Raw genomic sequence first — 13,441 nt, 5'->3', positions numbered from 1 at the left:
TCATGAGCGAGCACAATGAGATCGACCGCGTTTCCGGCCGCAGCACGACCGGTCATGAGTGGGACGGCATCAGGGAACTGAACACGCCGCTGCCGCGGTGGTGGGTCCTGACATTCTATGCAACGATCATCTGGGCGATCGGTTACTGGGTCGTCTATCCGGCTTGGCCGCTGGTGTCGGGCTACACCACTGGTCTGTTTCAGTATTCCACCCGCGCCAGTGTCGCGACCGACCTTGCCGATCTCGAAAAGCTGCGCGGCGAGAAGATGGCGGTGCTCGGCAACGCGTCGCTGGCCGACATCGAGAAGGATCCGGCCCTGCTGGCGCTGGCGCGTGCCCGCGGCAAGACCGTGTTCGCCGACAATTGTGCGCCGTGTCACGGCAGCGGCGGCGCCGGTGCGAAGGGTTATCCGAACCTGAACGACGACGACTGGCTGTGGGGCGGCTCGCTTGACCAGATCATGCAGACGATCCAGTTCGGTGCACGGTCCGGACACGCAAAGACCCATGAAGGGCAGATGTTGGCATTCGGCCGCGACGGCGTTCTCAAGAAAGAGGAGATCGTCACGGTCGCCAACTATGTGCGCTCGCTTTCCGGCCTTTCCACAGCGCCGAAGCTCGACGCCACGGCCGGAAAGAAGCTGTTCACTGAGAATTGCACCAGCTGCCACGGTGACAACGGCAAGGGCAACGCGGAGCTCGGTGCGCCGAACCTGACCGACCAGATCTGGCTCTATGGATCCGACGAGGAGACCCTGGTTGAGACCATCGCCAACGGCCGCGCCGGGGTCATGCCGGCCTGGGTCGGCCGGCTGGACCCTGTCACCGTCAAGGCGCTGGCGGTCTATGTGCACTCATTAGGCGGCGGCAAGTAGCCCGCCGCGTGGGGGCCGGGATCATTGACCAAGGTCAAACCCGGACATGGAGCGAGGATGTAAGTTTCGACGAGCGCCTCATTCGAGCAACCCGTGAACAAGCCCGTGCCGTCTGATGAACTCATAGCCGACGAAGACGGGCCGCTTTACGCGCCTCGCAAGAAGGTTTTCCCGCAGAGCGTCTCCGGCCGATTCCGCTCGATCAAATGGCGACTGATGGCTGTCTGTCTCGGCGTCTACTATCTGCTGCCCTTCGTGCGCTGGCATCGGGGCCTCGGCGCGCCCGACCAGGCGGTCCTGATCGATTTTCCAAACCGACGCTTCTATTTCTTCTTCATCGAGTTGTGGCCGCAGGAAATCTACTATTTCACCGGCCTTTTGGTGCTCGCAGCTCTCGCCTTGTTTCTGATGAACGCACTGGGTGGCCGGATTTGGTGCGGCTATCTCTGCCCGCAGACGGTCTGGACGGATCTTTTCTATGCGGTCGAGCGTCTGGTCGAAGGCGACCGCCGCGCCCAGATCAAGGCCGATGCGGGCCCGATGACCGCAACGCGCGCCGGTCGCCGTGCATTGAAGCACGCAATCTGGCTGATGATCGCCTGGTGGACCGGTGGCGCCTGGGTGCTTTACTTCGCCGATGCGCCGACCCTGGTGCGCGATCTTGCGACTTTTCAAGCGCCGGCGGTGGCCTATGTCTGGATCGCGATGCTGACCGCGTCGACCTATTTGCTGGCCGGCTATATGCGCGAGCAGGTCTGCGTCTATATGTGCCCGTGGCCGCGGATTCAGGCCGCACTGACCGACGAATGGGCACTCAACGTCACATACAAATACGATCGCGGTGAGCCGCGTTGCTCCGTCAAGAAGGCGTTCGACACTCGCTCGCTCGGCGAGAAGGCCGGCGATTGTATCGATTGCAACCAGTGTGTTGCCGTGTGCCCGACCGGGATCGACATTCGCGATGGCGCGCAGCTTGGCTGCATCCAGTGCGGCCTGTGCATCGATGCCTGTGACGCTGTTATGACCAAGGTCAGCCGCAAGACCGGTCTGATCGGATACGATAACGATATCAACGTTCAGCGGCGCGTCGCCGGCAAGCAGGAGATTTTCAAGCCCGTTCGCGCCCGTACCGTCGTCTACGCCAGCCTAATTACCGTAGTCTGCGCCGTGATGCTTTACGCGTTGATGTCGCGAACCCTGCTCGACATCAACGTGCTGCACGACCGCAACCCGATCGCGGTGCGTCTCAGCGACGGCGCGATCCGCAATGGATACACGCTGCGCTTTCTCAACAAGCGCGGTTTTGATCGTGTGATCGCGATCGATGTCGATGGACCGGCCGAAGCGAAGCTACACGTCATCGGTGCGGACTCCGTGACGCCAGATCGGCCGATGATCGTTCTTGCGCGCGACACCACCACCGAACTGCGCGTGCTGGTGACGGCGCCGTTCGATGAAAAAGCGGAAAAGTCGGTGCCGGTCACATTCCGCGTCACTGATATCGGTCTCGGGGAGGTCGCCTCCGCGACCGACCACTTCGTCCTTCCCTAAGCGCGGAATTTCATCATGGCAGTCTCAAGTCAAGCCGCGCGACCCATTACCGGACGTTTCGTCCTGGTCACGACGACCGCGTTCTTTGCCGTCGTCATCAGTGTGAACATGGTCATGATGCGCCTTGCCATTACGACTCTTCCGGGCACCGAGGTCGACAGCGCATACAGCGCCAGCCTCGCCTATCAGCGCGAGATCGACGCGGCCAGACAGCAGAACGAGCGCAACTGGCAAGTCCAGGCGCATATCGATCGGCGGTCTGACGGCAGCGCCGCAATTGCACTGGAGGCGCGCGACCACGCCGGAACGCCGCTGACGGGAATGAGTTTCCTCGCTCGGCTCGAGCGGCCGATCGATCGTCGCGCAGACCGGGCGATCGAGATCGCCGAGGCTGGGGGTGGGAGCTATAGCGGCCGCGCCGAGGGCGTCGCCGCCGGGCAGTGGGACCTCGTCATCGAGGGCGACGCTGACGGCCGCCGCATGTTCCTGTCGAAGAATCGAATCCTGCTGAACTGAAGGTGCATCCTATGCAGGCGGATATCGATTTCTCTCACTATCTGAAGAGCACGGGCGCCGGGCTCATCCATCTCGATCTCGCAGTCGAGGGCATCAATTGCGCGGGCTGTATGGCCAAGATCGAGCGCAATTTGTCAACCATACCGGACGTCACCTCGGCCCGCGTGAACCTGACGGACAGTCGCCTTGCACTGGAATGGAAAGCGGGTGCACTCGACCCGGCGCTGTTCGTAAGCCGTCTCGCGGAGCTCGGCTACAAGGCCTATCCCTTCGAGCGGAATGATGCCGAAACCCAGGAGGCCCGGCGTGCGCAAGGCCTGTTGCGCCGGTTGGGTGTCGCCGCCTTTGCGGCGATGAATGTCATGATGCTGTCGGTCCCGGTATGGTCCGGCAACGTCTCCGACATGCTGCCGGAGCAGCGCGACTTCTTCCACTGGCTTTCGGCGCTGATCGTGCTGCCGGCGGCCGCTTACTCCGCGCAGCCCTTCTTCTCGTCGGCGTTGTCAGCGCTGCGGGCGCGCGGCGTCAACATGGACGTGCCGATCAGCATCGGCATTTTGCTCGCGCTGGCGACCTCGGTGATCGAGACCGTAAACCACGCCGAACATGCCTATTTCGATGCCGCGATCATGCTAATCGCGTTTCTGCTTGCCGGTCGTTTTCTCGACCAGAACATGCGGCGGCGCACTCGCGCCTTTGCCGGCAACCTGGCTGCCCTCAAAGCGGAGACGGCGACGAAGTTCGTCAGTCCGACCGAGATCAAGACGGTCCCGGCAGCCGCGATCCGGCCCGGCGACATCGTGCTGCTGCGGCCCGGCGAGCGCTGCGCGGTCGACGGCAATGTGATCGAGGGCCGCTCGGAGGTCGATCAGAGCCTGATCACGGGCGAAACCTTGCCGACAATGGCGGCGTCCGGCAGCGCGGTGTTCGCGGGCACGGTGATCCGTTCCGGCACGTTGCGTGTCCGCGCGTCGGCGGCCTCGGGCGGAACGTTGCTCGACGAGATAAGCCGGCTGCTCGATCACGCGCTGCAGGCGCGCTCGCGCTATCTGCGGCTTGCGGAGCGGGCCTCGAGGCTCTACGCCCCGGTCGTACACGCGACCGCGTTGCTCACGATGCTCGGCTGGCTGGCCTATGGCGCAAGTTTTCATAATTCGATCGTGACCGCGATTGCAGTCCTGATCATCACCTGTCCATGCGCGCTGGGGCTTGCCATTCCCGCCGTGCAGACCGTTGCATCCGGTGCGCTGTTCGGTTCGGGTGTATTGCTCAACGCCGGCGATGCGATCGAACGGATCGCCGAGATTGACCGGGTGATCTTCGACAAGACCGGCACGTTGACGTTGCCCGAGCTCGATGTCGCCAATCTCGCGGACATCCCGGACGATGTCGTGAAGCTTGCGGGCCGGCTGGCACTCTCGAGCCGCCATCCGGTCGCGGCCGCGGTCGCGCGCAAGGCGGGCGCGGCTTCGCCGCTGGCCGACATTCAGGAAGAACCAGGCCAAGGCGTCCACGGCTTTCATGAGGGGCGTCCAATCCGGCTGGGCCGCCCATCATTTTGCGGTGCCGACGACCTCGCCAACGAGATTCTGTGCCGCGATCCGGAGGCTTCCGTCGTCGCATTCAGCCACGGCGAGAGCAGGTATGCGTTCGCGGTTCGGCAGCGGCTGCGGCCGGACGCGGCGGAGGTGATCGCAGCGTTGACCCGCATGGGCATCGCCGTCGAGATCGTGTCCGGGGATCGCGAGCCAGCGGTCCGGCATGCGGCAAGGATGCTGGGCGCGCATGAATGGCGTGCGGAGGTCTCTCCGGTCGACAAGATCGACCGGATCGAGGAACTGGCGCGCCAGGGCTGCAAGGTATTGATGGTCGGCGACGGCTTGAATGACGCGCCAGCTTTGGCCGCGGCGCACGCCTCGATGTCGCCCGTTACCGCCACCCACATGAGCCAGGCAGTCGCCGATGCTGTCTTCCTGGGTGAGCGGCTCACGCCGGTTGTGGTCGCGGTCAAGGTGTCCCGCAAGGCGTTGCGACTGATGCGGCAAAATCTTTGGCTTGCCGTCGTTTACAATGTGCTAGCCGTGCCGATCGCGATCGCCGGCCTGGTCACGCCCCTGATCGCGGCGGCGGCGATGTCGGGTTCGTCGGTGATCGTTATGCTCAATGCGCTGAGGGCGCGTGCGAGGGAGACGGTCTGATGGAGGTTCTGGTCATATTGGTGCCGCTCGCTCTCGCACTTGGCTTTGCCGGTCTGCTCGGCTTTCTCTGGTCACTCAAGAGCGGACAATATGACGACCTCGATGGCGCGGCTTGGCGCGCCATCGCCGACGATGAGCCCGTCAATGGTCAAGGCGGGTCCAAGTAATGAAAGTATACCAATGAAGCCGACGATGCGATCGTCAGCGCCGCGCTGGCGAGCGGCAAGGACCGGTGTCCAAGTCTGTCCACCGCAATCGCGGCGTCCGCGAGTGGACAAGCAGGACAGAGACCAGCCGACTGATGGAGCCGAGGCGCGCCATCATCAGCAGCAGCACATCGGCAGCACGTCAGGCCGCCAATAGCGCCAGTGTGTCGCCGACATTATGACCGGCTGCATCGTGGTAGCATCGAGCCATCCGTCAGTGCGCCGGATGCAGGGGAACCCGAGCGAATGTCGTTCGTCGCCGATTGCGGCAAGCTCGATCGCGCAGCCGAACGGGGCGGATGCGATATCGCGCCACCCCAGCAAGGTCAGCCGTCGAATCATCAAGGTCAAAAACCGACGCATGTCGTAAGCTGCTCCGAGCAAGTATTGATCCTGACATGATCACTCGCTTGAACCGTTGACGTAGCGCAATTGCAGAGCTGGAAACCGACGCTCTCGATGAAACGATTGAGGGTGAAGGCCTTGGCTGCAAAGATGCTGCAATAGCTTACATGGCGCAGGAGTCCGCCCCGGAATATCCCAAAGATTCAAGAGCCGCCGAGCCTTGAGCCAGGTCAATGCGTCTCCAGCGATCCGCTATAGATCAACAACCCTAGTCCGACCAATTCCCGTTCTATCGCTGAAAGTTGTCGCCTCAAATACCGGGGCCCGTCAGGCACGTCGAGGTGGTGATGATACGATGCCGAAGCAATACTCGACGAAGTTGAGCGCGACGCCGCCGAGTTGCTATCCGAGGAGCTTCGGAAATGAGTGCGGCAATAGGTTGACGAACAACGCGCGGCCCTCAAAGTGCTTCGCAAGCTCTATCACTAGGAGTTAGCTCCGACAAAGCAGGGTACACACGGGGTCAAGCCGGAGACAGCTGCAACTTGTCGCGCAGGCAAGCGCACAAAAGAACACATCGTCTGGCCCTTTGCGCCGGCTTCAAGGCTACAGTCGTGATGTTGGGCCCCGGGTCCAGAGGAACGGAAATCCGAAACGACCGCCACGGAGCGTCACTGGCCAGGTTGACGCAGATCAACTTAAGACTCGCGGCGACGCGATTAACTCGCATCGCGCGGTATCGTGCCAGATCTCGCTGACATCCGCTGAACAAGGAAGACGTCCATGGCGACGATGCAGAAGTTAAGGGGCTACCGGGGCCCAGCACTGTTCTCCTACGGCTTTCGGCCGTTCTTTCTGTTCGGCGCCATCTATGCCGGCGCAATCGTTCCATTGTGGATGGCGGTCTTCGCGGGGGATGTCAGCCTTCCAACCGCGTTCGCACCACGGGACTGGCATGTGCATGAGATGCTGTTCGGCTATGTAGGCGCGGTGATAGCAGGCTTCCTGCTCACCGCCGTTCCGAACTGGACAGGACGCCTCCCAATCCAGGGCGGTCCACTCGTCGCTCTGTTCGGCGCCTGGCTTGCCGGAAGACTGGCAGCGACATTCTCAGGCATCATCGGCTGGCAATTCGCGCTTGCGATCGACGCTGCGTTCCTGCTGTTGCTCGCCGCCGCAGCCGCCCGCGAGATCATCGCTGGACGAAAGTGGGGCAATCTGAAACTGGTGGGCATCGTGTCGCTGCTTGCGGCCACCAACATCGCTTTCCATTTGGAGGCACATTTCAATGGTGTCGCGGACTATTCAGCACGGGCGGGTATTGCCCTCGTCGTTACGCTGGTCTGTGTGATCGGAGGGCGGATCGTTCCGAGCTTTACGCGCAACTGGCTCTCGCGCCAGAAGCCGGGCCGGCTGCCTGTTCCCTTCGGCCGATTCGACGCGGCGACGGTCGCTGTCAGTGCGTGCGCGTTGGTTGCATGGGCGGTGGTTCCTTCCGGTCGCGCGGTCGCAGGCGCCCTGGGAGTTGCCGGAGTGCTCCACGTCATCCGCCTTGCTCGCTGGGCCGGCCATCGAACGATATCGGACCGGCTCGTCCTGATCCTCCATGTTGCCTACGCGTTCGTGCCTGCCGGCTTTTTGCTGGCGGCGCTATCTTCGCTAGACCTCGTCGCCCCCAGCGCGGGGATCCATGCATGGACCGGCGGTGCGATCGGTTCGATGACGATCGCGGTGATGACACGGGCGTCGCTCGGTCATACGGGGCAGGAGCTCTCGGCATCCACTGCCACTCAGGCCGTTTACGCCTCGATCATCATCGCAGCGCTGGCGCGGATATGCGCGGCTGTCGATCCGACCTATTCGATACCGCTATTGATGATCGCGGGTATCGCATGGACGGGTGCATTCCTGGGATTCGCTCTCGCTTATGCCCCCCTGCTGTGCAGCGCTCGAAAGCTCTGAGAGCAATCTGCTGGACGTGCTCAAGGCGAAGCGGAGGTTGCGCGCTCGACTTTCTTGATCGTTCTTACGGCCAATAGACAAGGTAGCCGTGCCTACCCGGTCGCAAGAGCATCAATGCCGTTCCGCTTCAGCCTCTTGCTCTAGTCGCATTATATGCGCTCTCAAGGCATCGAAGGTCTCTTCAGCGGCGTCGCTAAATAGCGGATCTTTTTGATCGGTCAGGGCTGAAGCGACCTCGGGCCAATCCTGGGGCAAAAGAGCCTTGAGGGCTGCCGGGACGAAGTCGCGCTCTTCCACCATCATATGGTGGCGTTCCTTCACTATGAAATCTCGTATGATGCGGCCGACCTCCTGTCGAGGAATCTCGCGATCCGCGAGAACGCCATCGATCGTTTTGGCGAAGCGGCGCAAACGATCAGCTCCGTCTGCGTGCTCACGCGCGAGATCACCGACGGTTGCAGCCGCATTCGGATCGCGAAGCGTTAGCTTGGAGAGGATCAAGTCTTCCTGAGGATGATGGTATACCTCCGGGTAGACTTCGAAATAGCTGATAATTGCCCGAATAACCTCATAGTCAGGGCGACGCCCGTGCTCAAAGAGCTCCAGTTCTCGCTCAAGGATAGTAAGGAGCAAATCGATATTGCGATGCTCAGTTGGCACTTTTCGAGCCGCCCTTTCGTGGAGGTTCGAGAAAGCGCTCATGAAGAAGCGCAAAGGCCATTAATCGCGCCACCGAAGTGAGGGGACCCCACGATGAGCGCACACGGACTGCATCCAACAAGCCTGCCCGCCTGCGAGGACAGGACGTTCATCATCTGCGCGCGGGTGATACGCGGGATCAATTCCATCGCTAAGGCGGATATGCCGGCATCGGCCATCGGACCCGGCGGATGGAGTGCGACGCGCTCGCAGTCTGCGGTGCGGTCAAACACGCGGGAGCCCCGCGCCAATGCAGGTAAGTCCAGCAATCAGCAGCGCGCCTGCGCACGCTTCCAAGATGATCGAACGATGCCGACTTGCATACAAGGCGAGCATAGATCCCACGATCGTGGTCGCGATACCGAATTCCAGGATCATCGATTCAAATCGCTGAACTTTGAAAATTTGCTTTTGACGAAGAGAAAATGAAATATCTCTGAGACTACAGGACGCCACGCCAGGCTCGGTCATCGTTTTTCGGTTTAACGTTAAGGTCGCGACCCGTGGATTTACGGATGCGCCGCCGAGCGCGCGAACGCCGGCTTGCTCAATAAGGGAGGGAGGCCCGGGCAAGAGACCTCATACGACGGGGATGAGGCTTCATTCCGACGCTAAAGCAGTATCCGCTCTCCGCTCTTTTGGAGCCAAAGCCGCGCCGCGTACTGGCGGACGCCAGGGCATGCTCGATTAACCGGGCTGATCGCACGCTGAGAGAAGCCGCTAGAAGTCGCGATGAGTGGACGCGAGCGAACCGCTCTAGCGCGGTTGGTCCGGGCTTTCTTGCCACGTCTTCGAGTGCTCTGAAATCCACTTCGCGGCGTCGTGCTCAGTAATAAAGCCCTTGATGACTTCCGTTTCGCCATCGGGCCACAGAATGTCGATCCTCCAGCCGGTGCCGGGATTTTTGCAAGCCATGAAAGCTGGTCGCTGCTCGATCATTCGTCGACTATGCGCCGACGGTGGCTAGCTACAAGCCAGTGATCCTGCCGCACCTCCATCTTTTTTACCCGTGCAACCCTTAAATCTCACGCCGATCCTTTCGTGGTCGTGAGTCAAGAAGATCCGGCAGCGGTGACAATTGGGGACGCGGCTCAGAACTTGGCTCTGCGGTTGCTTCGCCCCGGAAATTGGCCCAGCGCCGTCGGCTGATCACAAGGCCAATCAAGCCGGCCGCTATCAGCGCGGCTCCTGCGATTATCAGCCAATGCGGCAATTGCAATGAGAGCAGCAAGGCCTTTGCCATTTTCACTCCAGGACAGCGTACTCAAATGTCACGCCCTCAGGGGCGTTTTCCTCAAACCACTTCTCGGCGGCCTCGATCGAAGCGAAGACCTTGATGTGGTCCTCATCGCCGATTTTCTTGGCCGTGTCCGTGTAGATCCAGACAGTTTTCATCGCATCAACTCAAGCAATTCCCTGACCTCGCTCAACCGCAGCTTGGTGTCCACCGGCATCTGCCCCAGCAGCATATGCCTGGTGCCGACCGCGATCCGATCGCGTTGGATGTCGTCCTGTTCTGCGTGATATGCCTCCATGTCCGCGGCGAACCGGCGGACGACCTCGGGCGGGATTTCCAGCAGCTTTCGGTTGATCGGCACGCATTGGCATGAAACTACGACAACACTGCCAAGCTTAAAATACCCGCTGCCGGCGTGGGTGCCATGGTTCATCTTCCAAACGGATTACTGCCGCGGAGGTATGCAGAAGCTACCGCTCTTCCGGCCGCCATGTTGACGGATGGGCGATGGCTGAAATCTTATCGGTCCGCATCGCAGGGGCGAGGGCAATGATGGGTTTGACCGACGTCTTGCGCGCCAGGCTGCCACCCATGCGCTAACGCTCGCGGGATTGCGGGGCGCTGCAGCGAGCGGTGTAATAGCGCGTATGAACGACTATCCGACCAAAATCGCGTTCGGCAAATTGCTGGAAACGGGCGCAACTCGCATCATTGTTCTCTGCAAAGACTATCATCGCTCCCACAATCTCCAGCTAGACGCAGCGAGATGGCTGGACGAGATGCGTCTGTCTGATCTCGAGCAGCGGTTCACTTGCACGGCCGGTGAAGGGGCTCGATCATTCGATCGGTCGACGAGCCGCCCGAAATGGGCACCGGTTAGCTTGTGCCTTGGCGTATGCCGTCCGGCAACGTCGTCGCCAAGGCTCGCAGTAGCCGTCGCCCCCGAGATTTACAAATTCGTCAGCGGGCCTATGACCGGGCGACGAACTGCTTTGTCAGTCTCTCCTTTACGGATTCGGCTTGTTCCTTGGTCAGCTTCTCAGCCCAATGGCTATTGTTGATCAGCGCTGGCCCCTTGAGTTCTCGATCATAAACCATCCAGCCAGTGGTTCCCATTCGAACGAGGAATCTGGCCTGCACAGCGTAATTCACTGGTGACCTCTGCGGCAGTTCGCAATCCGCCAATTGAGCCTCCCATCAGCGTGCGCGTCAATTGAACTATGTGAATCTTAGCATCGACTTTAGGCGAGCGGAGGAGGCGGGCGGCTTTTTCAGGGTCTGCGAAAGCGCTCATTCCCATCTCCGACGTGCATTACGCGTTTCCAATCAGTGTAACTGTAGAGTCCTGCCCAGTGGTGGACCGGCGTCCCGCAACGCACGCAACTAAAGAGCCCCGAGCTGGTCACAGGAGTCGAGAGTCGCTCCTGAATCGCAGAATAAATGGTGCCGCAGCGGCGGCATGAAAAATAGACGAGCATCAGTCATCCTCCGACCGCCCGAAACGCCCTTTAGCCGCGTCATCTGAGTCGTGCCAGAGCTTGATGCTCGTCCGCAAGGCCGGCGTAGAACCGCTCCAACGCCTCGCGGAAGCGGCTCTTGGCGCGCTCGAGGTCAGTTGCGCCACCGGAGCTGCCGCAAGGGGGACACTGATGGCGCAGGTCCAAAACGCCGGGCTGTGCTCGGTCGCCAATCGGGTCCTCCCAACATCGCAGTCCTCATGGAGCACCACGAAGTCGTTCTCGATCGCGTCACCGGCTATAACGGTGGGACGAAGGAATAGGTTCATGCAGCCAATTTCCCGCCGAATCGAGCACGCGGGAAACCGCTCTGTCCGCGAAAAAGGGCGCTCGCCAGCTGCATGCCAGGAGCTATATCGATCCCGTATCGCAAGAGCGCAAGGGACGAGACCAAGCCGATAATGCTGAACAGCGTAAGGTAGCGAGAGTGGGCACCGGGCGTGAGGCTTTGAAATCTGTCGCGGGCTTCGAAAGAGTAAGCATATGAAAAGTCTCCCCAAAACGGGGGAGTGTAAGCGCCAAACCTGACAAGGGACCTGACGAGGCATCTGCACCGGTAGACCGCGTTGGCGTACGTCGCCCGGCAATTACGCCGTAGTCAGCGCCCGAAGAACAACCACAGCAGGATGATCACAGGAATTGGTACGCCCAAAAGCCAAAGCAAAACACCTCGTCCCATCGCGCTTCCCTCCGTTGTTTATTCGCGCCAATGGCAACTACGGAAGACGCGGCCATGTTCCTAACCCGCCGATCGCGTCGTCATTGCCGCCGCGCGACGGTGGAGGCGGATAACGGTGGTCATCCCTCAATGGTGAGGCGACCCAGAAACGCATTGCAGGCCCGCTCGGCTTCAGCGAACGAATTGAAGGGAGATCCGGATACGTGAGCCGCTGGCAACGCGCGGAGCTGGCTTTCGATCCTCGCAACGAACTTGAGGCCGCGATCATTTTCGGTTTCTGTCGCGGCGCGTCTTCTGAAACGCCTCCGGCCCTTTGAGCTCCCGCTATCGCTGAAACTTGCCTCGCGTTTTACGCGGGCCGTAGAGACTTCTCTTTGGACGCTCTTCGCCGCCCAAATAAAAATACTCCCAATGAAAGGGAGCAGCGTACCGCAGCCTAGGAAATGGACAATGAAATGTTTCGCGACACTCCATGTGGCGCCACCTTATCCAACCGCAACCGTCACGCGAGTGCAAGGGAAGTGCGCACCTGTCCAATAGGGGAATAGATTGGCAGTGGCTTAGCCGGAGACGCCCTGGGCGAAATTGATCACTTCGCCCCAGTCTAGTCGGGTATCGACCCACGCCGCCGGCACTTTGCCCTGCTGACTAAATTGACCAATCTCGGCCTGGCTGTTGGCTTGGTACTCAAATTCAAAACTTGGCTATGATCTCGGCGTCAGCAATCTTCTTGGTGGTAAACTGTTGATAATTCCCGCGTGCGTCGCGCGGACCGGGATCGGTGCATGCTGGCCTCCGGTGTTCGAACGGCGGGAAGCCTTCAGCGCAGCTCCTTCAACGGCTGGGCGATCTGGTTCGCGCAGTTGAGTAGCACAGGTAGCAGACGTTTGCGCAGATCGTTGACTTTGACACGGGCCGTGGCCGCACTCACGCTGACGGCGGCGACGATGTCGCCATCGGCGACAAGCACCGGGACGGCCATCGATCTGATGCCCGGCGCTAGCTCCTCGTCGCTGATCGCATAGCCGTTCTTCGCGGCGGTCCGGATTGCAGACAGAATGTCCGGGAGAGTGGTCAGCGTCCGCGGCGAGCGCGCGCTCATCGGCTGCCGGCTCAGTCGCCGCGTGATGTCGTCATCGGTATGGCGGCCCAGCAGGATGCGGCCTGTCGCCGAGCAATAGAGCGGAAGATAGGCGCCGACGCGAACGCCGGTCTGGACGTAGTGCTCGGCTTGCGCCCGCGCAATGAAGAGCGATTGATTGTCGTCCAGCACCGCCAGCGAAACCGATTCCGCGACTTCATCGCGGGCGCGCTCCAGCAGCGGTTGCGCGATTTGCACGAGCTTATCGCGCTCGGACATCATGCCGCCGAGCCTGCGCAAGCGAGGAAGAGGACGGAAGTCTCGTCCCGACAGCTCCAGGTAATTCAACTCGACCAGGGTGAGGAGGCATCGGCGCGCCGCTGCGCGTGTGGCGCCTGAAGCGCGTGCGGCGTCGGCGACGCTCATCACGGGGTGAACCGAGAATGCCTCGATGATCGCGAGGCCTTTCGCGAGCCCCGCCATCCCTTCACGTCTCTCTTTGGTTTCCGCGATCGCCATAGCTGAGCTCACCTTGACAGCCGTTTTTGAGTGGCTCAAAGTGTTCGAAATACAGA

General features: G+C 61.0%; 13 protein-coding genes and 1 pseudogene. 7 read left to right on the top strand and 7 right to left on the bottom strand.

The genetic code is table 11. The annotated features are described in order from the left end of the window. Positions 1-2 precede the first annotated feature (2 nt). From ccoP to ACVWY5_RS27425, 7 genes are all read left to right on the top strand, one after another. Positions 3-875, top strand: coding sequence for a cytochrome-c oxidase, cbb3-type subunit III (gene ccoP / locus ACVWY5_RS27455; RefSeq protein WP_028332739.1), 873 nt, complete (start codon positions 3-5; stop codon positions 873-875). 93 nt (positions 876-968) lie between these two features. Further along, positions 969-2,426 (top strand): cytochrome c oxidase accessory protein CcoG, encoded by a 1,458-nt coding sequence (gene ccoG / locus ACVWY5_RS27450; RefSeq protein ID WP_028332738.1) that lies wholly within the window; start codon positions 969-971, stop codon positions 2,424-2,426. Between the two features lie 15 nt (positions 2,427-2,441). After that, positions 2,442-2,942, top strand: a complete 501-nt coding sequence (locus tag ACVWY5_RS27445) for a FixH family protein (protein ID WP_028332737.1) — start codon at positions 2,442-2,444, stop codon at positions 2,940-2,942. 11 nt (positions 2,943-2,953) lie between these two features. Beyond that, the gene (locus ACVWY5_RS27440; protein ID WP_028332736.1) at positions 2,954-5,140 is read left to right on the top strand and encodes a heavy metal translocating P-type ATPase; all 2,187 of its coding nucleotides are present in this window, start codon (positions 2,954-2,956) and stop codon (positions 5,138-5,140) included. Beyond that, positions 5,140-5,307 (top strand): cbb3-type cytochrome oxidase assembly protein CcoS, encoded by a 168-nt coding sequence (gene ccoS / locus ACVWY5_RS27435; RefSeq protein ID WP_028332735.1) that lies wholly within the window; start codon positions 5,140-5,142, stop codon positions 5,305-5,307. Before ACVWY5_RS27440 ends, ccoS begins: the two co-directional genes overlap by 1 nt. Positions 5,308-5,592: 285 nt before the next feature. Then, positions 5,593-5,748 (top strand): hypothetical protein, encoded by a 156-nt coding sequence (locus ACVWY5_RS27430; protein WP_198400319.1) that lies wholly within the window; start codon positions 5,593-5,595, stop codon positions 5,746-5,748. Between the two features lie 726 nt (positions 5,749-6,474). Beyond that, the gene (locus tag ACVWY5_RS27425; RefSeq protein ID WP_028332733.1) at positions 6,475-7,653 is read left to right on the top strand and encodes an NnrS family protein; all 1,179 of its coding nucleotides are present in this window, start codon (positions 6,475-6,477) and stop codon (positions 7,651-7,653) included. Between the two features lie 111 nt (positions 7,654-7,764). Here the strand turns inward: ACVWY5_RS27425 and ACVWY5_RS27420 are convergent, their stop codons facing one another. From ACVWY5_RS27420 to ACVWY5_RS27390, 7 genes and pseudogenes are all read right to left on the bottom strand, one after another. After that, entirely contained in the window at positions 7,765-8,355 is a 591-nt protein-coding gene (locus tag ACVWY5_RS27420) for a hemerythrin domain-containing protein (RefSeq protein WP_063616517.1), read from the bottom strand. A gap of 23 nt (positions 8,356-8,378) precedes the next feature. After that, positions 8,379-8,531: pseudogene (locus ACVWY5_RS27415) on the bottom strand (NAD(P)(+) transhydrogenase (Re/Si-specific) subunit alpha); the annotation flags it as partial. Positions 8,532-8,577: 46 nt separating this feature from the next. After that, positions 8,578-8,823 (bottom strand): hypothetical protein, encoded by a 246-nt coding sequence (locus tag ACVWY5_RS27410; protein WP_321176600.1) that lies wholly within the window; start codon positions 8,821-8,823, stop codon positions 8,578-8,580. Positions 8,824-9,108: 285 nt separating this feature from the next. Further along, positions 9,109-9,291 carry a hypothetical protein gene (locus ACVWY5_RS27405; protein ID WP_028332731.1) on the bottom strand — a complete coding sequence of 61 codons (183 nt, stop codon included), beginning with the start codon at positions 9,289-9,291 and terminating at the stop codon, positions 9,109-9,111. A gap of 306 nt (positions 9,292-9,597) precedes the next feature. Then, entirely contained in the window at positions 9,598-9,747 is a 150-nt protein-coding gene (locus tag ACVWY5_RS27400; protein ID WP_321176601.1) for a hypothetical protein, read from the bottom strand. After that, entirely contained in the window at positions 9,744-10,022 is a 279-nt protein-coding gene (locus ACVWY5_RS27395; protein WP_157348332.1) for a hypothetical protein, read from the bottom strand. Before ACVWY5_RS27395 ends, ACVWY5_RS27400 begins: the two co-directional genes overlap by 4 nt. Before the next feature lie 2,583 nt (positions 10,023-12,605). Beyond that, entirely contained in the window at positions 12,606-13,385 is a 780-nt protein-coding gene (locus ACVWY5_RS27390; RefSeq protein ID WP_321176602.1) for an IclR family transcriptional regulator domain-containing protein, read from the bottom strand. Between the last annotated feature and the right edge of the window lie 56 nt (positions 13,386-13,441).

The organism is Bradyrhizobium sp. USDA 3256, assembly GCF_054058275.1.
This window is presented reverse-complemented; position numbering and strand designations above follow the sequence as displayed.